The sequence below is a fragment of the Streptomyces sp. NPDC016851 genome (assembly GCF_055562795.1).
Genome location: NZ_JBVHEP010000011.1, coordinates 216,830 through 239,905, shown reverse-complemented (window position 1 = coordinate 239,905; position 23,076 = coordinate 216,830). Strand labels below are relative to the sequence as shown.

Genomic DNA, 23,076 nt, shown 5'->3' with positions numbered 1-23,076 from the left:
CCAGAAGCGCGCAGCGGACAGGGGGTTACCGGCCGTCGGGTGTCGCGGCCACCTCGACGGCCGTGCGGACGCGTTCGGCGTCGTCCACCTCGTGGGCGAGCAGCAGGGCGAGCCGGCTCAGGTAGAGCAGCGCCCCGTCCTCGCCCGCCGCGGTCATCCGGTGGCAGATCTCCGAATAGATCTCGTCCAGTTGTTCGGCGTTCACCGCGTGTCCCTTCCGATGCCGCGTCCGACGGTCATGGCCTCCGCCCAGGCCCGGATCTCGCCGGGCCTCGGGTGCTGCCGGCGTGCGTACAGGTGCCCGTCCGGGCGGATCAGGCAGACGGTTCCCGGCTGGGCGCCGCAGAGGGGGAACAGCCGCCCGGTGTGGTCGTGGGACGCGGTCCGCGTCGGCGCGGCGGAGATCACGGCCGTGGCCAGCGGCACCGGTCCGGCGGCCAGCGCGTCCAGCTCCGCCCGCAGGCCGGGGGCGAGTTCGCCGTCGGCGGTGAAGGCGAGCACCGTGATCCGTGAGCCGAGCAGGTCGGTGAGGTGGCCCTCCTTGCCGCCCGTGAGGGTGAGGGGGCATTCGGGCAGGACATCGCCCGGTCGCGGGCCGTCGTCGAAAGCGTCGGCGGGCCCCGTGAATCCGCAGCCCCCGTAGGAGATCGGCTGTGTCTGCCGCGGGTTGATCAGCGAGGAGGCCCAGGTGTGTCCCTCGGCGGTCAGGCCGAGTACGGCCGTGCGCATGGTGTCGAACGCGAAGGAGGGCGGCGCCATGAACTCGGTGCTCTTGGAGGCATACCGGATGTTCTCCCGGCCCGCGTGCACCCGCTCCGTCGAGTAGGTGTCCAGCAGGTCGACCGGCGAGTGGCCGCCCACGACGAACGCCAGCTTCCAGGCGAGGTTGTGGGTGTCGTCGATGGCGGAGTTCATGCCCCGCACGCCGAAGATCGGGACCAGGTGCGCGGCGTCCCCGGCGAACAGGACGCGGCCGTGCCGGTAGGAGTCGAGTGTGAGGGCGTTGGCCTTGTAGACCGAGATCCACACCGGTTCGACGTCGTCGCGTTCGCCGATCATCCGCAGGTGGCTGCGCACTCGCGGCATCACGTTCTCCGGCCGCACCGCCTCTTGGGGATCCTCGTCCGGCAGCAACTGGTAGTCCAGGCGCCAGATGTCGTCGGGCTGCCGGTGCATGAGCAGCGTGGAGCCGGGGTTGGACGGCGGGTCGAACCAGGCGTAGCGCAGCGCGGGCCGGTCGGTCTTCAGCTCGACGTCGACGATGACGTACCGGCCCTCGTACGCGGTCCCCGTAAGGCGCAGGCCGAGCTGCTCGCGCACGGTGCTGCGGGCGCCGTCGCAGCCCACCAGCCAGTCGGCGGTCATCGTGTAGGTGTCGCCGTCGTCGGTGCGCACCTCCAGGTCGACCCCGTCCGGGTTCTGCCGCAGGGCCTCGACGCGGCTGCCCCAGCGGACCTCGACCAGGCCGTCGCCGTACCGATCGGCGGCGTCGAGCAGGTACTGCTCGGCGTAGCACTGCTGAAGGTTGATCATCGGCGGGAACTTCTGGTTCTCGTCGTGCGGCATCGCGAACCGCAGCACCTCGGTGTCGCGGTAGTAGCTCACGCCACCGGTCCAGGCCAGACCCTTGGCCAGGTAGGCGTCCGCCGCGCCGAGCTGCGCCATGATCTCCAGCGTGCGCCGCGACAGGCACGCGGCCCGGCTGCCGACGCAGACGGTGCGGTCGGACTCCAGCACCACCGAGGGCACGCCGTACCGGGCCAGTCCCAGGGCGAGGGCCAGACCGGTGGGGCCGCCCCCGGCGATGACGACTCGATGACGCACAGGGTCTTTCCCGTCGGTCAGTCCAGGGAGGTGGACGGGATGGGTGACGTAGTCGAAGTACATCGGTGAGGGCCTTTCCTGCGTACGCCCCGGGACGTCGGCCGTCCCGTCGCCCAGTGTGGTGGAAGGGGTGACGTGCGGGTCATGCCGGCACGTCGTCCAGCCAGTCCAGGAGCGTGTCCACCATGAGGGCGGTGAGCTCCGGCTGGCCGACCAGGTAGTGCTTGCCGCCCTTGATGGGGGTCAGCGCCTTGCGGTCGTGCTGGACCGCGTCGTACAGGGCCCGGGCGTGGGAGGGGAAACAGCCCTGGTCGGCGGTGCCGTACACGACGTGCACGGGGGCGTCGACGGTGCGCAGCCTGGCCGGGCCGTCGCCGCGGGAACGACTCAGGGACCACTGGGACAGCCAGGAGCGCAGGGTCGTGTAGTGCCCGAGCGCGGCCGGCTGGAAGTTCGCGTTCCACGCGTCGCCCCACAGGGTCCCCGGCTCGCGGTCGGACGGGTCCAGCGACAGGTCCAGGAACCGGGGGTCCGCGCAGACGCCGTGCACCAGGAACGGCATGTCCGCGATCCCGCGCTCGTCCAGTTCGTCCAGCCTCTTCTCGGCCCAGGCGGTGATCGCCTCGCTCCGTTCGACCTGCGCGGCGCGGTAGCGGCGCAGGAACTCCGGTGTGTACGGCGGTCCGTTCCGGGCGTCGAACAGGTCCAGGTCGGGGTCGCGGTCGAACGGGTCCTGCTCGCTGCGGACCGCCGGGTCGAGCCACTCGGCGAGCAACTGGGCCCGGCCGGGGTGGGCCATCGCGAGGACGAGCGCGTCGGCAGGGGGCAGGTCGGCCTGGGTCAGGTCGGGTCCTCCGCCTGCCGGGGCCGCTGTGATCGTGGGGTGTTCGGCCTGGTTCTGGTACAGCGAGACGAGGCCTCCGCCCCCCGAGTTGCCGAAGAGCACGACCCGCTCGTAGCCCTCCTCCCGCAGGTGCCGGACGACCGACCCGACGTCGACGACGCAGTTCTCCAGCAACAGGGCGGTGTCGTTGCCGATGTAGCGGGTGGTCATGCCGATGGCGTCCACGCCCGCGCGGGCGAAGGCGCTCAGCGCGTAGTGCCCGAGGAAGTTCGACGACGGGTGGACGGCGACCACCGCGGTGCGGGCGATCTTCCCCGGCCGTGCCCGGTGCCGGGTGCACCACAGCGTCCCCGCCATCCGGGCCACGCCGGAGTAGATCTCGTTCGCGGATGCGGGGGTGCGCATGGGCACCGCCAGCAGCTCCCGGTCGGGTGTGTTCATCGCCGGACCCGCCAGCTGCTCAGGTATTCGGGGTCCTCGCAGTCCATGGCGGCCGTGCCGAGGCGCAGGGGCCGGTAGGTGTCGAGCATGACGGCGGTCTCCTCCGTCCGCCGGGCGCTGAGCGCGGCCTCGATGCTGCCCGGGTGCGGGCCGTGGATGAACCCGGCGGGGTGCAGCGAGACCGAGCCCTGGCCGATGCCCGTGCCCTTGCGGCTCATGAAACTGCCGTCGGCGTAGAACAGCACCTCGTCGGAGTCGACGTTGGCGTGGAACGGCGGGACGGGCACCGCGTCGGGGTGGTAGTCGAACAGACGGGGCACGAAGGAGCAGATGACGAAGCCCGGTCCTTCGAAGGTCTGGTGCACCGGCGGCGGCCGGTGCAGGGAGCCGGTGACGGGCGAGAAGTCGGCGATGTTGAAGGCGTACGGGTACAGGCAGCCGAACCAGCCCACCACGTCGAACGGATGGGTCGCGTGCACGTAGCGGGTGACGCCGTCCCGGTTGCGCACCAGGACCTCGACGTCGGTGCCCTCGGCGAGCAACGGGCCTTCGGGGCGTCGCAGGTCCATCTCGCAGTAGGGCGCGTGCTCCAGGAACTGCCCGGCCTCGGAGAGGAAGCGCCTGGGCGGCCGCACGTGTCCGGAGGCTTCGAACACCACCGCGTGCAGTACGTCGCCGTCGGCCGGGACCCAGCGGTGGGTGGTGGCGGTCGGCACGATCACGTAGTCGCCCTTGCCGACCTCCAGGGTGCCGAACACCGACTCGAGCCGTCCACTGCCCGCCTCGATGTACACCAGCTCGTCGCCTATGGCGTTGCGGTAGAGGGGGGAGGGCTCGTCGGCGACCGCGTAGGTCATGACCACGTCGTCGTTGCCGAGCAGTACGTGCCGGTCCCGGACCAGGTCGCCCTTGTCGCCGGCGAGGTGGTGCGGGCGCAGGTGCCACGGCTTGAGCGGGAAGTTCGCGACCAGCGGTGGCCGGGCTCCTTCTACCGCCTCCACCGTGACCACGTCGGTCGGTGCCTCTCGGTGGTACAGAAGCGAGGAATCCGAGACGAAGCCCTCTTCGCCCATCAGCTCCTCGCGGTAGAGAACACCGTCAGGCCGTCGGAACTGGGTGTGCCGGGTGCGGGGTGTCTCGCCCAGGTGCATGAAGTAAGGCACGTGATCCAACTCTCCCCTATGGGTTCGTTAAACGAACATGCAAGTTCGATTCTTGATTCATCGTGGCCGGTGACCAAGGCTTTGTCAACGCACGTGGCCCAAGCGCAAGGGCTTCTGACGCAGGGCGAGAAGATGCTCCGCGCTATCGTTCGTTTTGCGACTCGCCAAGTTCGAGGGGGCTAGGGTGGAGATCTCCAAGACCGCCGACCAGGCGTTGGTCCTGTTGCTGCGGATCGCCGATCAGGGTGCACAGACCCCGGTCGAACTCGCCCGGGCGACGGGGCTGAACCGCACAGTCGTGCACCGCCTGCTGGCCACACTGCAGGGGCGGGGGTTCGTGACCAAGCGTGGCGACCGTTACGCCCTCGGCGCCGTACTGATGCGCATGGCGGATCGGTACGAACCTGAGTTCCGGGCGGTGGCGCGGGAGGTCATGACCGCTCTCGCCGACAAACTGAACGAAACGCTGGTGCTCGCCGTCCGCGAGGACGACCAGGCGGTTGTCGTCGAGCAGGTGACCGGCTCGCACCACCTCGTACGCGTCCAGTACGACCTCGGCTACCGCCATCCGATCACGCTCGGCGCCAGCGGGCTGGCACTGCTCGCCTTCCTCGACGCGGCGGAGCGCGAGGCCCTCCTCGCTCATGTCGAGGAACCTGAGCGGATCCACCGGCGCCTGTCGGAGGTCCAGGCGCTGGGCTACGCGGTCACCCACGACGAACTGCGGGTCGGCGCCTACGGGCTGGCGGTGCCGGTCCGCGACGGCGACGGCTCGGTGATCGCCAGCCTGGCGGTCATCGTGCCGACCACCCGAACGCCGGGCTTCGCCGACTACGCGCATCCGCTGACCACGGCCGCCGAACGGATCACCGAGCTGCTCGCCGGAACGGCGGACGAGTAGAACGGGGATCGGTCGCAGACCGACTCCCGGGACGCAGTTCATGGCGCCTGCGGCGCGCCGTCCCCGGCGAAGGCAACCATGGATGTCGAGCCAAGCAGTCGGCTCAGCAGCTCCACCGGCAAGACCGGACGTCAGGGTGCCCCAGGGAACCGCCGCCGCGCGGCTGCCTGCCGCAGTCGTTTCCCATCGCGCCGCCCTGCCATCACACGAGTGCGTCGCACCTTTCGGCTGCTGTGAGTTCGATCCGCTGACCGTCCGCCCGCATACGGGCCCTGCCGCACCGACTCGAACCACCTCGAATCGACCTGATCGGATGCCGGCGCCCTATGACCGCCCTGGCGGATGATGCAGCGCGTTCTCGTCGGAGATGTCCGTCCTCGCGGCGGCTCTTGACACCACTGCAACCGCGCCGCAATATTCCGAACACGCAAGTTCGACAAACGAACGCGATCCCAATGGTTCTCCAGGGCGGGCAATAGCCGTCTTGATCGGTACGGGAGTACGCATGACCGAGGGAACATCCACCTACGACGACGTTGTCGTCGGCGCCGGCTCAGCGGGCTCGGTGCTCGCTCGTCGGCTCGTCGACGCGGGCCGACGTGTCCTGCTCGTCGAAGCCGGCCCGCTGGATACACGGCCCGAGATCCATGACCCCGCGAGCTCGCTCGCACTGTGGCACACCGAGGTCGACTACGCCTACGTCACCGAACCGCAGGAGCATGCCGCCGGGCGACGTCTGGGATGGCCGCGGGGCAAGGTCGTGGGCGGCAGCAGCTCGATCAACGGCATGATCTACGCCCGAGGCGTTCCCGAGGACTACAACAGCTGGGCCTATCGAGGCTGCTACGGCTGGGACTGGGACTCGGTTCTTCCCTACTTCAAGCGGTCCGAGGACCACGAGGAGGGCGCGTCGGAACTGCACGGCCACGGCGGACCGCTGCCCGTCGGCCGGATCAAGAACCCGAACCCCCTGGCCGCAGCGTTCGTCGCGGCGGCGACCCAGGCGGGGTTGCCCTTCATCTCCGACCCGAACAGCCCGGCATACCTCGGGGCGAGCTATACCCAACTCAACGTGCGGGACGGACGTCGCCGCAGCGCCTGGGCGAGTTTCGTCGAGCCTGTCCTCGGCAACCCCGCGCTGACCGTGGTGACCGGCGCCGTCGTGTCGCGTCTGCTGTTCGACGGCGAGCGCTGCGTGGGGGTGGAGTACGTCCTCGACGGGCGTACCGAGCAGGCGCGGGCGGAGAACGAGGTCGTGGTCAGCGGCGGCGCGATCGGGTCGCCCCAGCTCCTGCTGCTCTCCGGCATCGGGCCGGCCGATCAGCTGCGGTCTCTGGGCATCGACGTGCTCGCCGATCTCCCCGGTGTCGGTGGCAATCTGCACGACCACCTGATCTGCCCCGTCCTGTGGGAGACCACGCAGCCGCTGCCGCAACCCGCGGCGCAGGGCCTGGAGGTGAACATCTTCTGGAAAAGCCACCCCGGTCTGACCGCACCGGACACACAGCCGCTGCTGGTTCACGCGCCCTACCTCGGAGACGACCCGAACGTGCCGCAGAACGGGTTCACCTGCTTGGGCGGGCTCGTACGCCCGCTCAGCCGGGGGCGTCTGTGGCTGCGGTCGGCCGACCCGACGACGCCGCCCGCGCTGGACCCACAGGTGTTCGCCGAGCCGCACGACCTCGAAGTGATGGTCGACTCCGTCGAACTGGTCCGCGAGATCGGCCGCCAGCCTGCTCTGGGCGAGTGGCGCAAGGACGAGTGGGCTCCGGGCACCCAGGTCACCAGCCGGGACGCGCTGCGCGACTACGTCCGCAACCGCGTGCAGACCTATCACCACCAGGTCGGTACCTGCCGGATGGGCGTCGACCGGGAGGCGGTCGTGGATCCGCAACTGCGCGTCCACGGCGTCGAGGGACTGCGAGTGGTGGACGCCTCCGTCATGCCCGACGTCCCGTCCGGGAACACCCATGCCCCCACCGTCATGATCGCCGAGCGGGCCGCTGACCTGCTCATCGGGAAGTGAGGACCGCTATGCACGACAAGGGCAAACTGCTCATCGGCGGAGAGTGGGTCGACTCCTCCGGCGAGCGATTCGAGACGATCAATCCGGCGACCGGTGAGATCATCGGTGACCTCGCGCTAGCGGGCTCCTCTGAGGTCGACGCGGCGGTCGACGCGGCGGGACGTGCGTTCGAGTCCGCGGAGTGGGCCGACATGATGCCCGACGAGCGGGGCCGGCTCCTGTGGCGGCTGGCCGACCTGGTCGAAGAGAACGCGCGCGAGCTGGCCGAGGTCGAGACCCTCGACAACGGCATGCCGGTCGCGCTCAACGAACAGTTCGTCCTCCCCAACGTGATCAGCGTCCTGCGCTACTACGCCGGCTGGACCACCAAGATCACCGGTGTCACCTCGCCGGTGTCGGTGCCCGGCTTCGCCCACCACACCCTGCGAGAGCCACTGGGTGTCTGTGGACTGATCACGCCGTGGAACGCGCCGCTGATGATCCTGGCCTGGAAACTCGCCCCGGCGCTGGCCACCGGCAACACCGTGGTGATCAAGCCCGCGGAACAGGCACCGCTGTCCACATTGCGCCTGGCCGGGTTGGCAATCAGGGCCGGCTTCCCGCCCGGCGTGATCAACGTGCTCACCGGCGACGGATCGACAGGAGCGGCCCTGGTCCGGCACCCCGGAGTCGCGAAGATCTCCTTCACCGGCTCCACCGACGTCGGCAAGGAGATCCTCCGCGCCAGCGCGGACCGCCTGACGCGCGTGTCGCTGGAGCTCGGTGGCAAGGCGCCCAGCATCATCGCCGCGGACGCCGACATCGACGCCGCGGTCATGGGCAACCTGCTGGGCGGGCTGTTCAACGCCGGCCAGATCTGCGCGCAGTACGCGCGGATGTACGTCCATGCCAGCCGCATCGACGAGTTCGCCACGAAGATCACTGCCGCCGTCTCCGGCATGGGCCTGGGCAACGGCATGGACCCGGCCACCCAGCTCGGTCCGCTCGTCTCCGCCGAGCAGCTGGAGCGCGTGATGCGCTATGTCCAACTCGGCGTCGACCAAGGCGCGACCTTGCTGACGGGTGGGGAGCGGGCCACCTCAGGTGACCTCGCGAAGGGGTTCTTCCTCCGGCCGGCCGTCTTCACCGACGTGGCCGACTCGATGACGATCGCCAAGGAGGAGATCTTCGGCCCGGTGCTGTCGATCCTGTCCTACGAGGACGAGGACGACGTCGTCGCACGCGCCAACGACACGCCGTACGGCCTGGTGGCCAGCGTCTGGACCCGCGATGTCGGCCGCGCCAACCGGCTCGCGCGGCGGCTGAAGGCCGGAGCGGTGTACATCAACTCCCTGCCCGTGCAGGATCCGGCAGCGCCGTGGGGCGGACGCAAGGCCTCCGGCATCGGCCGCGAGATGGGGTGGCAGGCCGTCGAGGCCTACACCGAAGTCAAGGGCATCTGGACGAACCTGTCATGACCGGCCGCCCCCAGCCGACGGCGTCCGGGGCCAGACCGTCCAGAGCGACCACCCCCGAAGCACGCGGCACAGATCCGGCAGACCCCGGGCCGCGAGGAGGGGCGGAGACGCAGACGACCGGCAGGTCGCCGCTCGGCCGCCTGCGGGCGCTTGCCCGTCGGCCGACGATGACGATCTGCCTGGCCACGATCGTCCTGTTCACCCTGAGCCCGGCGCTGGCCCCGGGGAGCTTGTCGCGGAGCGCGATCGCAGGCATGCTGCCCTTCGCCGCGATCATGGCGCTGGCCTCGACCGGGCAGACCCTGGTGGTGCGCCAGCGTGGCCTGGACCTGTCCATCCCGGGCGTGCTGTCGGTCTCGGCGGTGCTGGTCGCGGTGACTACCGGCGGCGATCCGGCCAAGCTGCCGGCGGCCCTCGGCATAGTGATCGCGGTGGCACTGACCGCCGGGCTGATCAACGGCTTGGCGATCACCTGGCTGGACGTGACTCCGCTGGTGGCCACGTTGGGTGTCAACGCCCTACTGATGGGACTTGTGCTGCAGGTCAGTGGTGGCAGCATCGCCGCACCCACCCCCACCAACCTGGCGAGCTTCGCACTCGGCTCGACCTTCGGTGTCCCGCACACGGTGTGGATCGCCGTGCTGGTCCTGCTGCTCGTCACCATCCTGGTGGACAAGACGGTGATGGGCCGACGCTTCCTCGCCGCCGGGGTCAGCCCGGCGGCCGCCCGGGCGGCCGGCATCCGCGTGCGGTCATACCAGGTCGGCACCTACGTCTGCGCGAGCGTGTGCGCGGCGGCTGCGGGAGTGTTGCTCGCCGGTTTCCTGGGCCGGGTGAGCCTGTTCGGCGGCACGGACTACCTGATGCCGAGCATCGCGGCCGTCGTCCTCGGCGGCACCAGCCTGGCCGGTGGCGCCGGCAGCGTCGTGGCCACGGCGGTCGGCGCCCTCTTCCTGACCCAGCTCGGCCAGGTCGTGCTCGGCATGGGCGTGCCCGCGTCCGGCCAGTACATCGTCCAAGGGGCGGTGATCGCGCTGGCCGTATCGGCTCGGCGGATCCCGGCCCGCACCTGACGAACCAGGACCCCCACGCCCGCTGCCGCAAGCGATTCACCGCCGATCGAGGCGCGTCGCGCTCCGTGCCGGCCGCGACATGCGGTCGCCGCGGCCATCGAGCGCGACGAACAGTGCGTGGCGTTCATCGGCCTCTCCTCCAGCGCCGACTCGGCACCGCCGTCCTCAAGCCTGGACCCGCCGACTGGAACGACCATCCCGAGTCTCACTCAGAACACTAGGACACCGCCATGACGTACAGATCACCCGTTGTCCCATCCACCCGCAGACGCCGGTTGTGGCAAGCATGCGGCGGCGCCGCGCTCGCACTGATCCTCGCCGCCTGCTCGGCCGCCCCCGGCACCACGAACAGTCACCAGTCCGCCAACAGCGACACGACCGCGGCTCGGGCCACCGAGGCTGACGAGATCGCGCACGCCGGCGTGCTCCCCGGCACCTCCTTCTGCGGTACCAAGCGCCTCACGGTCGGCGTCGAGGACGGCTTCGGCGCCAATCCGTGGTCGCAGCATGCGATGGCCGCGGTCCGCTCCGAGCTGGCGAAATGCACGAACGTCAACCAGAAGGTCCTGACCGGGGGCGGCGACCTGCAGAAGGCGATCTCCGACATCAACAGCCTGGTCGCACAGGGCGTGGACGCGCTAGTGATCATTCCGGACTTCGGCAAGGCCCAACTCCCGGCCTTGCGAGCCGCGACCCGCGCCGGGGTCAAGGTGGTCACCTGGGGCGCGGCCCCCGGCGGCACCTTGGGACAGGACTACGCGGACTACGTCGACTGGGACACCACCGCCGCCGGCGCGCAGTACGCCCAGTGGATGGTGAGCGCTCTGCACGGCAGCGGCAACGTCGTCTATATCGGAGGCCCTGCCGGCAACCCCGTCGGCCAGGGCATGTTGCGGGGCTTCCAAACGGTGTTCCGTCAGCATCCGAAGATCAAGCTGTTGACCGGCTACACCGATTGGCCGGTCACCAACTGGGATCCCGCGCAGGCACAGAAGGTGATGGCCGCGCTGCTGGCGAAGTACCCGGAGATCGACGGCGTGCTGTCCGAGGACGGCCCGTCCATGGTGGGCGCGATGCGCGCCTTCGTCGCCGCTCACCGGCCCATGGTGCCGTTCACCGCCCTCGATTCCAACGAGTTCGGCTGCGCCTACACCAAACACAAGCCGGACAACCCACGACTGCAGGCCACGACCATCTCCTCCCGGACCTGGCTGGGCCGCGTAGCCGCCCGCAAGGCCGTCGCCCTCGCCGCGGGAGTCGCATGGAACGAGCCCAGCAGCTACGACCTGCCGCTTTACGAGAACTCCCTCAGCGGCAAGGCGCCACAGTGCGATCCGAAAGCACCGATCGACAGCATCTCCTCGGCGAAGGTCAGCACCGCAACGCTCCAGCAATACGGCAAGACCAACTAGGAGCAGCTGATGACAACCGCACACGTGGTGATGAACCTCGTTGACGTGGTCAAGACCTATCCCGGTGTGGTTGCGCTCGGCGGTGTCTCGCTGAGCATCACCGCCGGCGAGGTGCACGCCCTCGTCGGTGAGAACGGTGCCGGCAAGTCAACACTGATCGGTGTCGCCGCCGGTTCCATCATCCCGGACCGCGGCGTCATCGAGATCGACGGCACCAGACTGGAGCACAACTCGGTGACCGAGGCGCAGGCCCACGGCCTGGCCGTGGTCTATCAGCACACCTCCCTCCTCGACGATCTCAACGTGCTGGAAAACCTGCTGCTGGCCGAATATCCCGGCCGGCGCCCACCGATGCGGCACGCGCCGCAGTGGGCCAGGACTCTGCTCGACACCGTCGGTGCCACCTTCGAGCCGCAAGCACGGCTGTCCGAGCTCGGCATCGCGGACCGCACCCTGCTCGAGATAGCCAAAGCCCTCGCCCAGCAGCCGAAGGTCCTCATCCTCGACGAGCCGACCGAATCGCTGACCGCCACTGAGATCGACCACCTCTTCGGCTTGATCAGACAGGTGGCCGCCCGCGGGACCGCAGTGGTCGTCATCTCCCACCGCCTGCCCGAGGTCCGTCGCATCGCCGATCGGTTGACCGTGCTGCGCGACGGCGTGGCGCACGGCACCTTCGCGGTCGACGCCCTGTCGGACGACGACATCCTGCGACTGATCATCGGCCGCTCAGTCGACCACAGCTTCCCCGCCAAGGCAGTCCCCCAACCCCACAGTCCGCCGGCGCTGGACGTACGCGGCCTGTCCGGTGCCAAGTTCGACAACGTCGACCTCACCGTCCGACCCGGCGAGATCGTCGGGCTGGCTGGTGTGGAGGGCAACGGGCAGCGGGAGTTCCTGCGCGCGCTCGCCGGACTGGAACCCAGCCGCGGCGAAGTGCGGGTCGACGGCCACCCGCTCCGCTCCCTCGGCACCGCCCGGGCGCGCGATGCGGGAATCGTGCACCTGCCGGGTGACCGGCACGTCGAGGGACTGTTCATGCCGCTGACGGTCAGGCAGAACGGGGCCATGCTCGCACTCCCGTCAACCCGCAGGATGGGCCTGCTGTCAGCGCGCCGGGAACAGGTCCTGGTCGACCCCTGCCTCGACCGGGCCGCCGTCAAAGCGGCCTCTCCCGACGTGGCTGTCGAAACGCTGTCCGGCGGCAACCAGCAGAAGGTGCTCTTCGCCCGGTCGCTGTTGGCCGGACCCGTCGTCCTGCTCGCCGACGAACCCACCCGCGGGGTTGACGTCGGCTCACGGCTCGACCTCTACCACATGCTGCGTGACCAGGCCGCCGCCGGGAAAGCCGTCGTCGTGCTGTCCTCCGACGCCGTCGAACTCGAGGGCTTGTGCGACCGTGTGCTCGTCTTCTCCCAAGGCGAGGTCATAGCGATGTTGACCGGGCCGGATGTGACCGAGCACAACATCACTCGACAAGCCGTCACCGCCTCCGACCGCTCCCGCGCGTCCGCCGCACAGCACAACAAGCCCGGAATCCGATGGCGACGGCTCCTCGCCGGCGATCAGCTCCCCGTCGGCGTGCTGGCACTGCTGGTGCTCGCGCTCGGTGCCTACGTTGCCGGCGTCAACCCGAACTTCCTGGGCGAACGCAGCATGTACAACCTGCTGTTGGTCGCCGCCGCCGGAGCCTTCGTCAGCCTCGGGCAACTGCTCGTGCTGCTCGTCGGCGCCATCGATCTCTCCGTCGGCCCGCTCATCGGCCTCGTCGTGGTGGTGCTGTCGATCCTGGCCGAGGACGGCACCGGCCTATGGGGCCTGGTGGCCGCCATCACGGTCACCGCCGCGGTGGCGGTCCTTGTGGGCCTCGGGCACACGGTGCTGGTCCGGGCCGTCCGGCTCAACCCGGTGATCGCCACGCTCGTGAGCTACATCGTTCTCGTAGGAGTCGCGCTCCTTCTGCGGCCCGCGCCGGCCGGGTCCATCGACCCTGCGTTGACCGCGACGCTCACCAGTGCCGTCGCCGGCGTTCCCGCACTGTTCCTGGTCGCCGTGGCATTCGCCCTGATCGCCGAATTCGCGCTACGCCGTAGCGGCTGGGGACGGGAGATCCGCGCCGTCGGGTCGAACGAGCAACGCGCTCGACGCGTAGGCGCCCGCGCCACCCGGTCACACCTGCTCGCGTTCTGCGGCTGCTCGCTGTTGGCCGCGCTCGGCGGGCTCATCCTCGCCGCACAGGTCGGCGTCGGGGACGCGACCGTCGGCAACACCTACACCCTCACGAGTGTCACCGCCGCCGTGATCGGCGGCGCGAGCATCTTCGGTGGGCGCGGGTCCTTCCTCGGCGCCCTGATCGGCGCAGTGCTCATCCAGGAGATCCAGTCGGCGACCTCCTTTCTCGGCTTCGGCACGGCCTGGCAGTACTGGCTCGCTGGAGCCGCCGTGCTCCTCGCCGCCGCCGGATACTCCCGAGCCCGGCGAGGCCGCACCGAGCGCCTCCGGACGCCCCGCGCGGCATAAGAGCCGGAGCAGACCCACATCCGACCAGTCACCACGGAGACCACGATGGCAATAGCCCAGACCGGGCCACTGGACGAACAGCGCAAGTCGGTGGCGATCGAGTACCTCAAGCGCATCGACCACGGCGGCGACGTCTTCGAACTCTTCGCCGACGACGCGCTCTGCTACTTCCCCAAATGGGGAATTGCCGACGGCATCGAGGAAATCCGGCAACTGTTCGCCGACGTCATGGAGATACTCGCCGAGATCCACCACGACCACGCCTACATCAACTTCGTCGTCAGCGGCGACACCGTCGTGATGGAGACCACCAGCCACGGCACCACCGCGACCGGCCGGAAGTGGCGGGCCGGCGTGACCCATGCGGGGCGCGGCTGCAGCGTCATGGAGATCCGCGACGGGCTCATCCAGCGCATGTTCATCTACCTCGACCCTGACTACGGTGACGAGGACACCGCACGCTACGTGTGGCTGCGTCGAGAGCATGCGGCCGGATGAGCCGCCGCGATCGGGTCTGTTGAACTGGCCGAGCTCAGTGCCGTCGACAGCTCAGGCGTGGACCAACACAGGGGTTCGACGGGCGGCTTGGGGCCTGGCTATCGTTCGTTTTACGATGTCCCACGTTCGAAAAGGCAGCAATGGAGATCTCCAAGACCGCCGATCAGGCACTGGCCCTGCTGTTGCAGATCGCCGACCAGGGCGCCCGGACCCCGGCCGAACTCGCTCGGGCCACCGGCATGAACCGCACAGTCGTGCATCGACTGCTCGCCACGCTGCAAGGTCGCGGATTCGTGTTCAAGCGCGGCGACCGGTACGCCCTCGGGGCGGCGCTGATGCGCATGGCCGGGCAGTTCGAGCCGGAGTTGCGGGCGGTCGCCCGGAGCGTGATGACCGACGTGGCGGAGCGGCTGCACGAGACGCTGGTGCTCGCCGTCCGCGAGGACGACCAAGTGGTGATCGTCGAGCAGGTGGCAGGCTCCCGTCACCTGGTCCGCGCCCAGTACGAGCTCGGATACCGTCACCCGATCACCCTCGGCGCCAGCGGCCTGGCGCTGCTGGCCTTCCTCGGCGAGCAGGAACGCGAAGCCCTTGCCGCGCGTACCGAGGAACCCGAGCGGATCATCCGGCGCCTCGCCGAGGTGCGCGCGCTGGGCTATGCCATCACTCACGACGAACTCCGCGTCGGCGCGTACGGCCTGGCTGTGCCGGTACGCGACGGGGACGGCGAGGTGGTCGCCAGTCTGGCGGTCATCGTGCCGACCACGCGCACGCCCGGCTTCACCGACCACGCGCCTACTCTCGCCGAGGCGGCCGAGCGGATCACCAAGCTCCTCGCCGGGGCAGCGGAGACCTGAGCCCGGATCGCGACTCGTTGACACGCTGAAGTGCGGCTACCTAGGTTGACTCGGTAATCGAACTCGGTGCCCTGATCCAGTTCGCTGAGGGGAGAACCGAATGCCCTCGATAGTGACGCCGGCCGAGGACACCTCGGAACGAAGACTCGAGTTCTGGCGGGACGTCGTCAGCCAGAGCTTCGTTCCCCTGGAGGCGCTGCCACGTAAGACCCCGGACTTCCGTGCCGAGCTGCGCACGGCCCGCATCGGCCCGGTCCAGGTCTCCGTCATCACCGCCCAGCCGCACGCCATCGCCCGTACCCGGCGGCACATCGGATCCGCACCACCGGACTACGTCAAGGTCAACCTGCTGTTCAACGGGCGGTGCGTGCTGTCCCAGGGCGGCAACCAGACCGAGCTGGGTGCGGGCGACCTGGTGGTCTACGACACCCGGCGACCCTACTCGCTCGACCTGGACCGGCCCTACCGGGGCCTTGTCCTGATGTTCCCGCGGGACCTGCTCCGGATGCCGGAGCGCGATCTGGCGCGGGTCATGGCGACCCGCGTGCCGTGCCACGAAGGCATCGGCACTCTGGTGCGTCCCTTTCTGCACGGGCTGGTCGGGCAAGTGGAGCAGTCCGAGTCCCTCGACGCGCCCCGGCTCGGCCACAACGTGGCGGACCTCATCGGAACCCTGCTCACCGAGTACATGGGCGCGGACCGAGCACCGGGAGACGAGGGTCGGGACCTGCTTGTCCGGCGCATCCTGACGTACATGGAGCAACGCCTGGACGATCCGGCGCTGGGCCCCGACGAGATCGCGGCCGCTCATCGCGTCTCGCGTCGTCATCTCTACAAGCTCATGGCCGAGGAGGGGTACACCGTCTCGGGCTGGCTGCGGGAGCAGCGTCTCGCCCGTTGCCGGCGCGATCTCGGTGATCCGGCCCTGAGGCATCTGTCGGTAAGCGCCATCGGGGGGCGCTGGGGATTCCCGGACCCGGCTCACTTCAGCCATGCCTTCAAGGCCGTCTACGGCATGAGCCCCCGGGATGTTCGCTCGGGCCGGGCCCCGCATCCCCGGGAGGCCGGGCGCGGCTGAGGTTGCGCCCGGCGACGGCACCGGCCGGCATCGCGACATCGTGCACGACAACGCAAGAACCGTGCACCGGGCCGCAAGCCCGAACCGCTTCCAGGCCGCACGCTTCCGGTATGGAAGCCGCAAACAGCACTTACCACCACATCGTGGTGGGCGCCGGGTCCGCCGGCTGCGTCATCGCACGTCGGCTGGTGGACGCCGGCCGCAAGGTCCTGCTGATCGAGACCGGGGGACGTGACGACAACCCGGCCATCCACGACCCGGGACGTTCCTGGGAACTGTGGAACGCCCCCGAGGACTACGCCTACCTCACCGAACCCCAGCAACACGCGGACGGCACGCAGGTCTTCTGGCCGCGCGGCAAGGTCCTCGGCGGATCCAGTGCCCTCAACGGCATGATCTACGTCCGGGGCCACCGCTCCGACTACGACGACTGGGCCAAACGCCACGGGGCCACCGGCTGGTCGTACGACGAGGTCCTGCCGTACTTCAGACGCTCGGAGGACTTCGAGGACGGGCCCTCGCACTACCACGGGACGGGCGGCCCGCTGCCGGTCACCCGCAACCGCGACCCCCACCCGGTGACGAGCGCGTTCATCGAGGCGTGCGAGGAGTACGGGATCGCGCGCAACGACGACTGCAACGCCGAGGAGATCCTCGGTGTGCAGTTGCTGCACCGCACCATCCGTGACGGCAGGCGGGTCAGCGCCTGGACCGCCTTCGTGCAGCCCGTGCTGGACAACCCCCTGCTCACCGTGATGACGGGGTCGCCGGTCTCCCGGGTGATCGTCGAGTCAGGGCGCGCTCGCGGCGTCGAGGTGAGCGGGCGCGGCTCCGCAGGCTCCATCCGCTGCTCAGGTGACGTGATCCTCTCCGGCGGCACCATGGGCTCGGCCCAACTGCTGCTGCTCAGCGGGCTCGGCCCGGCCGACGAACTGCGCGCGCTCGGCATCGACGTAGCCGCCGACCTCCCCGGAGTGGGCGCCAACCTGCACGACCACGCGCTCGTCCCGGTGGTGTGGCGGTCGAGCCGTCCGCTGCCGCCGGGCACGGCGAACAAGCTGGAGGCGCACTACTTCGCCAAGACCGATCCGACGATGACGGCCCCCGACCTCCAGCCGCTGATGTCCCACGCGCCGATCCCCGTGGCCGGCTACGACATACCGGCCGAGGGGCACGGCTACACCGTTCTCGCGGGCACGATCCGTCCGCTCAGCCGCGGCCGGATGTGGCTGCGCTCCGCCGACCCCACCCAGCCGCCCGCGCTCGATCCGCAGTACTACGCCGACCCGTACGACCTCGCGGCCATGGTGACGGCGATCAAGCAGGTCCGTGAGATCGGCCGACAGCAGGCACTCGGCGACTGGCGTTCCTTCGAAATCGCTCCGGGCCCCGGCATCGTCACGAATGCCGAGATCGCCGCGTACGCCAAGAAGGCCCTGATGAGCTATCACCACCAGGTCGGGACCTGCCGTATGGGCACCGGTCCCGACGCGGTGGTCGACCCGTTGCTGCGCGTCCACGGCGTACTGGGCCTGCGCGTCGCCGACGCCTCGGTCATGCCGACCATCCCCTCGGGCAACACCCACGCACCCGCCGTCATGATCGGCGAGCGCTGCGCCGACTTCGTCCTCGAGAAGTCCTCATGAGCATGGCCCAGACCCTTTGCACCGGCGGCCAGTGGCAGGCAGAGCCGCCTCCGGCGCCGAGTTCGACACCCTGGACCCCGCGACCGGGCAGCCGCACGCACGCTGCTCCGAGGCGGCCGGTGCCTACGTCGACGCGGCGGTGGCCGCCGCCCGTTCGGCCTTGCACAGCGCGGAGTGGGGCGGCCCCTCCGGCCCGACGGGCCTCTGCTGCTGGCGCTCGTGCTCACCGGCGCGGCGCTGCTCGCCCGCGTCCTTCTTCTACCAGCCGACCGTCTTCACCGACGTCCGTGAGGACATGCGCATCGCCCGCGAGGAGATCTTCGGCCCGGTCCTCGCCGTGCTGAGGCGGCCGGCGCCCGTGAACCGCTCCGGCGTGGCGGCTGTGCAGTCGTCCCTATCGCGCCCGGACCATGCCGCGCTCCCATGCCCAGGCGGCGATCTCGACCCGGTTGCGGGCGTCGATCTTCTGCTGGATGTTGGCCAGGTGCGTCTTGACGGTGGACAGTGACAGCACGAGCTGGTCGCAGATCTCCTGGTTGGTGCGGCCCACCGCGACGAGCCGGGCCACGTCCAGTTCCCGTTCGGTCAGCGGGCTGGCGGCATCCGGCTCGGGCCGCGTGGAGGACAGTTCCTTCAGCAGCCGGACGGTGACGGCGGGCGAGACCAGCGCGTCGCCGCGGGCGGCGGCCCGCACCGCCTCGATCAGCAGGCTGGGCGGGGCGTCCTTGAGCAGGAAGCCGCAGGCCCCGTTGCGCAGCGCGGTGTGCACGTAGTCGTCCTGGTCGAACGTGGTGATCACAACGACCCGCATCGGTGCGTGGATTCCGGGGCCCGCCAGTGCCCGGGTGACGTCCAGGCCGTCCAGTTTGGGCATCCGGATGTCGACCAGACACACGTCCGGCCGCAGCCGGCGGGCGAGTTCCACGCAGGCGGCGCCGTCGGCGGCCTCACCGACCACCTCGATGCCGGGCTGGGCGCCGAGGATCAGCCGGAAGCCCATGCGGACGAGTTCCTGGTCGTCCGCGATCAGTACCCGGATCGCCGCGTCGTTCATGCCGGTGATCCTGTCACGGCGGCCAGCACCGGGAAGGCGGCGGTCACTCGCCAGCCGCCGTCGTCGGTGGGGTCGGCGCTCAGCGTGCCCTCCACGGCTTCGACGCGTTCACGCAGGCCGACCAGCCCGAAGCCGCCGCGTCCGCCGACCGGGGCAGCGTGGCGCGCGGCCGGTGCCGTGTTGTGCACCTCGACCCGCAGCCGGTGCCCGGCCACGTCGACCCGTACGGCGACCGCGGCGCCGGGCGCGTGCCGGCGCACGTTGGTCAGTGCCTCCTGCACCACGCGGTGCACGGACGTCTCCACCTCGGGGGCGAGCCGCACCTCGCGGGCCGCCGCCGCCACGTGCAACCGGGCGTCCTCTTCGTCTCCGGAGAACGCGGAGACCAAGCGGGCGAGCTCCGCCCACACCTCGCCGGGTCGCACGGCTGCGTGGTCGTCCTCGCGCAGGACCCGCACCAGACGGCGCATCGAGTCCAGTGCCTCTGACCCGGAGCGGGTGATGTTCTCCAGCAGCGGCCCGACCTGTTCCGGCGCGGTGTGCTGAAGAGCCAGCGCGGCATTGGCCTGAACGATGATGCCGGTGACGTGGTGGGCGACGAAGTCGTGCAGTTCGTGGGCGAGTTCCAGGCGCTGGCGCTGGCGCACGGCGGCGATGTCGCGGGCCCGGTGCTCCTTCATCAGCCGTACCCGCAAACCCCAGGCGAGAGCCAGGCCGACGCCGAGCGCCATCAGCAGTGACCCGCCGAGGGTGTTCTGGCTGTCGCTCTGGATGTCCGCCGGCAGCAAGCGCAGCGGGATCACGATGGCGGCCACGCTCAGTGCGGCCGACACGGCCGCCGCAGTCCTCGGGCCCGGCACTGCCCACACCGCGCGGGACAGCAGCACTAGGAGAGCGACGCTCTCCAGCGCCCCGAACGTACCGGCAATGTCCGGACCCGCCCACGTGGCGATCACGGCCGTGAGGACCAGCGAGCCGCCCGCGACGAGCACGGCACGTACCTGCACGTTCGGCCGACGGCCGGGCGACAGCAGCGCCGCGCATGCCAGAGGGCCGGACGCGATGGGCAGCCAACTCGTCCAGCGGTAGTCGGAGGCCCGACCGGCGAACAGGTCCAGCAGCCACACCAGGGAGAGGAAGATCCAGCCGGCGGCGATCAGCGCCCGGCGGCGCAGCGGAGTCTCGGAGTACACGCCCGGCAGGATACGGAAGCAGCGATTCCCGCGGACTCGGCCGAATGGCCGATGCCCGGCCGCCACAACCGGCCGTCCGGCCGAGCCCGCCGGAAACCGTGCGCCCCGATCGTGGACGGCATGCACCTGATGATCACCGTCCTTTCCGGGGAGACCGCCCGATGAACACCCCCTCCGCCGTCCTGACCGGCACCAGCCTGTTCAAGTCCTACGGCATGACCCGCGCCCTGGCAGGCGTCGACATCGACGTGGCGGCCGGCGAGTCACTGGCCGTCATGGGCCCGTCCGGCTCCGGCAAATCCACCCTGCTGCACTGCCTGGCGGGGATCGAACGGCCCGATTCCGGTGAAGTCCTGCTGGACGGCAAGAGGGTCGACCAGCTGGGCGAACCGGCCCGCAGCGAGCTGCGCCGCACCGCGTTCGGCTTCGTCTTCCAGTCCGGCCAACTGCTGCCGGAGCTGCCCGCCGACGAGAACGTGGCTCTGCCGCTGATGCTCGGCGGCACGGTGCGCCGGGAGGCCGTCGAGCAGGCCCGGCAGTGGTTCGGGCCGCTGGGTTTGCAGGGTCTGGAGGACCGGCGTCCCGGGCAGCTGTCCGGGGGCCAGGCGCAGCGGGTCGCCATCGCCCGGGCCCTGGTCGGCCGTCCGAAAGTGATCTTCGCGGACGAACCGACCGGCGCGCTGGACCAGGCCACCGGCATGGACGTGATCCACCTGCTGGTGGAGGTCAGCCGCAGCCAGGGCGCCGCCCTGGTCGTCGTCACCCACGACGCGGACGTGGCCCGCTGGTGCGACCGCACGGTGCAGGTCCGCGACGGCCGGCTGGCCGGAGGCCAGGCCGAGACGGAGACCGGCGCGGAGGCGAAGGCGGGGTACCGGCGATGAGGGCTCTGGACCGCACCACGTGGGCGCTGACCTGGCGGCTCACCCGAGCCGGTGGCGGCACCGGCCTGCTCGCCACCGGGCTCGCGGTCGCGGCGGCGGCCGTGTCCACCACACTGCTGCTGCTGTGCGTAGCTATGAACCTGGGCTTCCAGCACCGCTCGGACCGCACCGACTGGCGAAACCCGGTGGAGTCCTCCCGTCCGGTGGCCGTCGAGGCGGTCGGCACGACGTTCACCCGGGGAGTGCCTGTCAACGTCGTGGACGTCGCCCGGCTGCCCGGACGCACCGCTCCCGCCCCGCCCGGCCTCGACCGCTTCCCCGCCCCGGGTGAACTGTGGGTCTCCCCGGCGCTCGGCGCCCTGCTCGACCGGCTGCCCGCCGACCGCCACCCGGTCCCCGGCACGCCCAGCGGAACGCTGGGCCGCGCGGCACTGGCCCACCCCGGCGAACTCGTCGCGGTGATCGGACACCGCCCCACCGACCCGGCCGTCACCGCCGAGCGCGCGCCCGATCCGCGCCGGGCCGGCGACATCGCCTCCCCCACCCGCGTCGCATCCTTCACCGGCGCGCCCCTCACGGACGGCACGGGCAGGATGTACGAGTTCCTGGCCCGGGTCGCCACCGTCCTCGTCATCGTTCCGCTGCTGGTGCTGGCGGCCTCCGCTGCGCGGCTGTCGGTCTCCCGCCGCGACCAGCGGCTCGCCGCACTACGCCTGATCGGCGCCACGCCGGGCCGTATCGCCGGGCTGACGGCTGCCGAAGCGCTGCTGACCGGAACGGCAGGGGCGCTGTTCGGCGCCGTGGGATACGCCGTGCTGCTGCCGGCGGCGGCAAGCCTGCCACTCGCGGGCGGCGCCTGGTACACGGCCGACCTGTGGATCGGCGCGGCGCCGCTGCTGGCGGTGACGGCCGGAGTGATCGCGCTGGTCGTCATCAGCGCGCTCGCCGGACTGCGTCAGGTGGTCGTCGGCCCGCTGGGTGTGGCACGCCGTTCGCGCAGCCGGGGAGCGGGCGCCGTACGAGCGGTGGTCTTCGTGGCCGTCGTCGCCGGGTACGGCTGGATCACCAAGAAGTACGGCAGCGACGACTCCATGGCGCTGTTCGTGTTCGCCGCGGTCTTCCTGGCGCTGGCCGTGATCGGGCCCTGGGTGGTCCGGCTGCTCGGCAGGATCGTCACCGCTCTGGCCAAGCGGCCGGCGACGCTGCTGGCCGGGCGCAGGCTGCTGGACGATCCGAAGGCCGCCTGGCGGATCGTCTCCGGGCTCACCCTGGCCGGTTTCGTCGCCGGGTTCTTCGCCCTGCTCACCCTGGACACCACAACCCCGTGGGGAGGACGGCCCGACCAGCTCGCCATCGCCGTCCAGGACAACAAGGTGACGCAGGTGCGGACGCGGGCCGAACAACGTCTGCGTGCCGCCGGGGTGACCGCGGTGGTCGGGGTGGACGACGGCTTCGTGGCCCAGGGCCCCTACGACAGCCGCCAGGTCACCGCCACCGTGTCCGGCGGCCCGGCCGAGCTGGATCGAGCCCGCACCGCGCTGACCGGCCTGACACCCGACCAGTACCCGGTCACCACCACCGACGTGAACTGGTCCGAGGCACGGTTCACCCGGGACTTCACCAGCATCACCCGGGTGGTGCTCGTGGTGACGTTCATGGTCGCCATCACCTCGGCCGGGATCACGGCGGCCGCCGCCGTCCTGGACCGCCGCCGCACCTACGGCCTGCTGTACCTGGCCGGGACCCCGTTGCGGGTCCTGGACGCCGCCCGGAACCGGGAGACGCTGATCCCGGTCACGGTGCTGGCGGGCGGGGCTGTCGCGACGGGGCTGCTGTGCGGGGGATCGCTGACGCTGGCCGGCGGCGACTCGTCGTTCGACGCACGCGGCCTGATCGTTCTCGCGGCGTGCTGCGCCGCGGGGGTCGCCGGGATCCTGGCAGCCGACGGGCTGAGCCGTCCTCTGCTGCGGGCGGTCACCCGGCAGGCGGGGGCCCGGGGAGAGTGAGCGTTGCCGGGGGCTCTCGTCGGGGACCGTGGAGAGCGATCCGCGGTCCGCCCGGTCCAGGCTTGTGCTCCTCACGGCGGCCCGGCCTGCGGCTGTCCGCCCGCCGTGGTTTGGCTGTGGGTTTGACGTCGACAGGTGCCAGGATCGGTTCGGCACCTGTCGAAGGCACACAAGTCGGTGGACACGGCCTCGCCTGATC

At 70.5% G+C, this 23,076-nt stretch carries 18 protein-coding genes and 1 pseudogene; 13 read left to right on the top strand and 6 right to left on the bottom strand.

Annotated elements, in window-relative coordinates; all coding sequences use genetic code 11:
* Positions 1 to 25: 25 nt before the first annotated feature.
* The 4 genes from ACZ3I3_RS19975 to ACZ3I3_RS19960 all read right to left on the bottom strand — a co-directional run bounded on the left by ACZ3I3_RS19975 (position 26) and on the right by ACZ3I3_RS19960 (position 4,272).
* Complete coding sequence (locus ACZ3I3_RS19975; RefSeq protein WP_467366810.1) at positions 26 to 205, bottom strand: hypothetical protein; 180 nt, start codon at positions 203 to 205, stop codon at positions 26 to 28.
* Complete coding sequence (locus tag ACZ3I3_RS19970; RefSeq protein ID WP_467366808.1) at positions 202 to 1,887, bottom strand: FAD-dependent monooxygenase; 1,686 nt, start codon at positions 1,885 to 1,887, stop codon at positions 202 to 204. The genes ACZ3I3_RS19975 and ACZ3I3_RS19970 overlap by 4 nt, the downstream gene beginning before the upstream one ends.
* 79 nt (positions 1,888 to 1,966) lie before the next feature.
* Entirely contained in the window at positions 1,967 to 3,109 is a 1,143-nt protein-coding gene (locus tag ACZ3I3_RS19965; RefSeq protein ID WP_467366806.1) for an alpha/beta hydrolase, read from the bottom strand.
* The gene (locus ACZ3I3_RS19960; RefSeq protein WP_467366804.1) at positions 3,106 to 4,272 is read right to left on the bottom strand and encodes a homogentisate 1,2-dioxygenase; all 1,167 of its coding nucleotides are present in this window, start codon (positions 4,270 to 4,272) and stop codon (positions 3,106 to 3,108) included. The genes ACZ3I3_RS19965 and ACZ3I3_RS19960 overlap by 4 nt, the downstream gene beginning before the upstream one ends.
* A gap of 184 nt (positions 4,273 to 4,456) precedes the next feature.
* On the opposite strand from ACZ3I3_RS19960, the gene ACZ3I3_RS19955 reads away from it, so the two are divergent.
* From ACZ3I3_RS19955 to ACZ3I3_RS19905, 11 genes and pseudogenes are all read left to right on the top strand, one after another.
* Complete coding sequence (locus ACZ3I3_RS19955) at positions 4,457 to 5,173, top strand: IclR family transcriptional regulator (RefSeq protein ID WP_467366802.1); 717 nt, start codon at positions 4,457 to 4,459, stop codon at positions 5,171 to 5,173.
* Positions 5,174 to 5,678: 505 nt separating this feature from the next.
* Positions 5,679 to 7,199, top strand: a complete 1,521-nt coding sequence (locus ACZ3I3_RS19950) for a GMC family oxidoreductase (RefSeq protein WP_467366800.1) — start codon at positions 5,679 to 5,681, stop codon at positions 7,197 to 7,199.
* An 8-nt stretch (positions 7,200 to 7,207) separates the two neighbouring features.
* Complete coding sequence (locus ACZ3I3_RS19945; RefSeq protein ID WP_467366798.1) at positions 7,208 to 8,656, top strand: aldehyde dehydrogenase family protein; 1,449 nt, start codon at positions 7,208 to 7,210, stop codon at positions 8,654 to 8,656.
* Positions 8,657 to 8,823: 167 nt separating this feature from the next.
* Positions 8,824 to 9,729, top strand: a complete 906-nt coding sequence (locus ACZ3I3_RS19940) for an ABC transporter permease (protein WP_467366797.1) — start codon at positions 8,824 to 8,826, stop codon at positions 9,727 to 9,729.
* Positions 9,730 to 9,959: 230 nt separating this feature from the next.
* Positions 9,960 to 11,141, top strand: coding sequence for a substrate-binding domain-containing protein (locus tag ACZ3I3_RS19935; RefSeq protein ID WP_467366795.1), 1,182 nt, complete (start codon positions 9,960 to 9,962; stop codon positions 11,139 to 11,141).
* Positions 11,142 to 11,150: 9 nt separating this feature from the next.
* A complete protein-coding gene (locus ACZ3I3_RS19930; protein WP_467366793.1) occupies positions 11,151 to 13,661 on the top strand; it encodes an ATP-binding cassette domain-containing protein in 2,511 nt (836 codons plus the stop codon).
* A gap of 45 nt (positions 13,662 to 13,706) precedes the next feature.
* Positions 13,707 to 14,159, top strand: coding sequence for a nuclear transport factor 2 family protein (locus ACZ3I3_RS19925; protein ID WP_467366791.1), 453 nt, complete (start codon positions 13,707 to 13,709; stop codon positions 14,157 to 14,159).
* 140 nt (positions 14,160 to 14,299) lie between these two features.
* Positions 14,300 to 15,016 (top strand): IclR family transcriptional regulator, encoded by a 717-nt coding sequence (locus ACZ3I3_RS19920; protein WP_467366789.1) that lies wholly within the window; start codon positions 14,300 to 14,302, stop codon positions 15,014 to 15,016.
* A 100-nt stretch (positions 15,017 to 15,116) separates the two neighbouring features.
* Entirely contained in the window at positions 15,117 to 16,094 is a 978-nt protein-coding gene (locus ACZ3I3_RS19915) for an AraC-like ligand-binding domain-containing protein (RefSeq protein WP_467366787.1), read from the top strand.
* Positions 16,095 to 16,204: 110 nt separating this feature from the next.
* Complete coding sequence (locus tag ACZ3I3_RS19910; RefSeq protein WP_467366785.1) at positions 16,205 to 17,740, top strand: GMC family oxidoreductase; 1,536 nt, start codon at positions 16,205 to 16,207, stop codon at positions 17,738 to 17,740.
* Between the two features lie 256 nt (positions 17,741 to 17,996).
* Positions 17,997 to 18,086 (top strand): annotated as a pseudogene (locus ACZ3I3_RS19905) (aldehyde dehydrogenase family protein); the annotation flags it as partial.
* A 48-nt stretch (positions 18,087 to 18,134) separates the two neighbouring features.
* Here the strand turns inward: ACZ3I3_RS19905 and ACZ3I3_RS19900 are convergent.
* Complete coding sequence (locus ACZ3I3_RS19900; RefSeq protein WP_467366784.1) at positions 18,135 to 18,794, bottom strand: response regulator; 660 nt, start codon at positions 18,792 to 18,794, stop codon at positions 18,135 to 18,137.
* Positions 18,791 to 19,987, bottom strand: coding sequence for a sensor histidine kinase (locus ACZ3I3_RS19895; protein ID WP_467366782.1), 1,197 nt, complete (start codon positions 19,985 to 19,987; stop codon positions 18,791 to 18,793). The genes ACZ3I3_RS19900 and ACZ3I3_RS19895 overlap by 4 nt, the downstream gene beginning before the upstream one ends.
* A 161-nt stretch (positions 19,988 to 20,148) precedes the next feature.
* Here ACZ3I3_RS19895 and ACZ3I3_RS19890 point away from each other — a divergent pair, with 161 nt between their 5' ends.
* Positions 20,149 to 20,871: an ABC transporter ATP-binding protein gene (locus ACZ3I3_RS19890; RefSeq protein ID WP_467366780.1), complete on the top strand. Its 723-nt coding sequence runs from the start codon at positions 20,149 to 20,151 to the stop codon at positions 20,869 to 20,871.
* On the top strand, positions 20,868 to 22,877 hold the full coding sequence (locus ACZ3I3_RS19885) for an FtsX-like permease family protein (RefSeq protein WP_467366778.1): 2,010 nt from the start codon (positions 20,868 to 20,870) through the stop codon (positions 22,875 to 22,877). The genes ACZ3I3_RS19890 and ACZ3I3_RS19885 overlap by 4 nt, the downstream gene beginning before the upstream one ends.
* Positions 22,878 to 23,076 lie beyond the last annotated feature (199 nt).

Coding starts and splice junctions, on each gene's coding strand:
- ACZ3I3_RS19970 (WP_467366808.1), bottom strand. CDS start 1,887: ATGTACTTCGACTACGTCACCCATCCCGTCCACCTCCCTGGACTGACC.
- ACZ3I3_RS19965 (WP_467366806.1), bottom strand. CDS start 3,109: ATGAACACACCCGACCGGGAGCTGCTGGCGGTGCCCATGCGCACCCCC.
- ACZ3I3_RS19950 (WP_467366800.1), top strand. CDS start 5,679: ATGACCGAGGGAACATCCACCTACGACGACGTTGTCGTCGGCGCCGGC.
- ACZ3I3_RS19945 (WP_467366798.1), top strand. CDS start 7,208: ATGCACGACAAGGGCAAACTGCTCATCGGCGGAGAGTGGGTCGACTCC.
- ACZ3I3_RS19940 (WP_467366797.1), top strand. CDS start 8,824: ATGACGATCTGCCTGGCCACGATCGTCCTGTTCACCCTGAGCCCGGCG.
- ACZ3I3_RS19935 (WP_467366795.1), top strand. CDS start 9,960: ATGACGTACAGATCACCCGTTGTCCCATCCACCCGCAGACGCCGGTTG.
- ACZ3I3_RS19930 (WP_467366793.1), top strand. CDS start 11,151: ATGACAACCGCACACGTGGTGATGAACCTCGTTGACGTGGTCAAGACC.
- ACZ3I3_RS19925 (WP_467366791.1), top strand. CDS start 13,707: ATGGCAATAGCCCAGACCGGGCCACTGGACGAACAGCGCAAGTCGGTG.
- ACZ3I3_RS19920 (WP_467366789.1), top strand. CDS start 14,300: ATGGAGATCTCCAAGACCGCCGATCAGGCACTGGCCCTGCTGTTGCAG.
- ACZ3I3_RS19915 (WP_467366787.1), top strand. CDS start 15,117: ATGCCCTCGATAGTGACGCCGGCCGAGGACACCTCGGAACGAAGACTC.
- ACZ3I3_RS19910 (WP_467366785.1), top strand. CDS start 16,205: ATGGAAGCCGCAAACAGCACTTACCACCACATCGTGGTGGGCGCCGGG.
- ACZ3I3_RS19900 (WP_467366784.1), bottom strand. CDS start 18,794: ATGAACGACGCGGCGATCCGGGTACTGATCGCGGACGACCAGGAACTC.
- ACZ3I3_RS19890 (WP_467366780.1), top strand. CDS start 20,149: ATGAACACCCCCTCCGCCGTCCTGACCGGCACCAGCCTGTTCAAGTCC.
- ACZ3I3_RS19885 (WP_467366778.1), top strand. CDS start 20,868: ATGAGGGCTCTGGACCGCACCACGTGGGCGCTGACCTGGCGGCTCACC.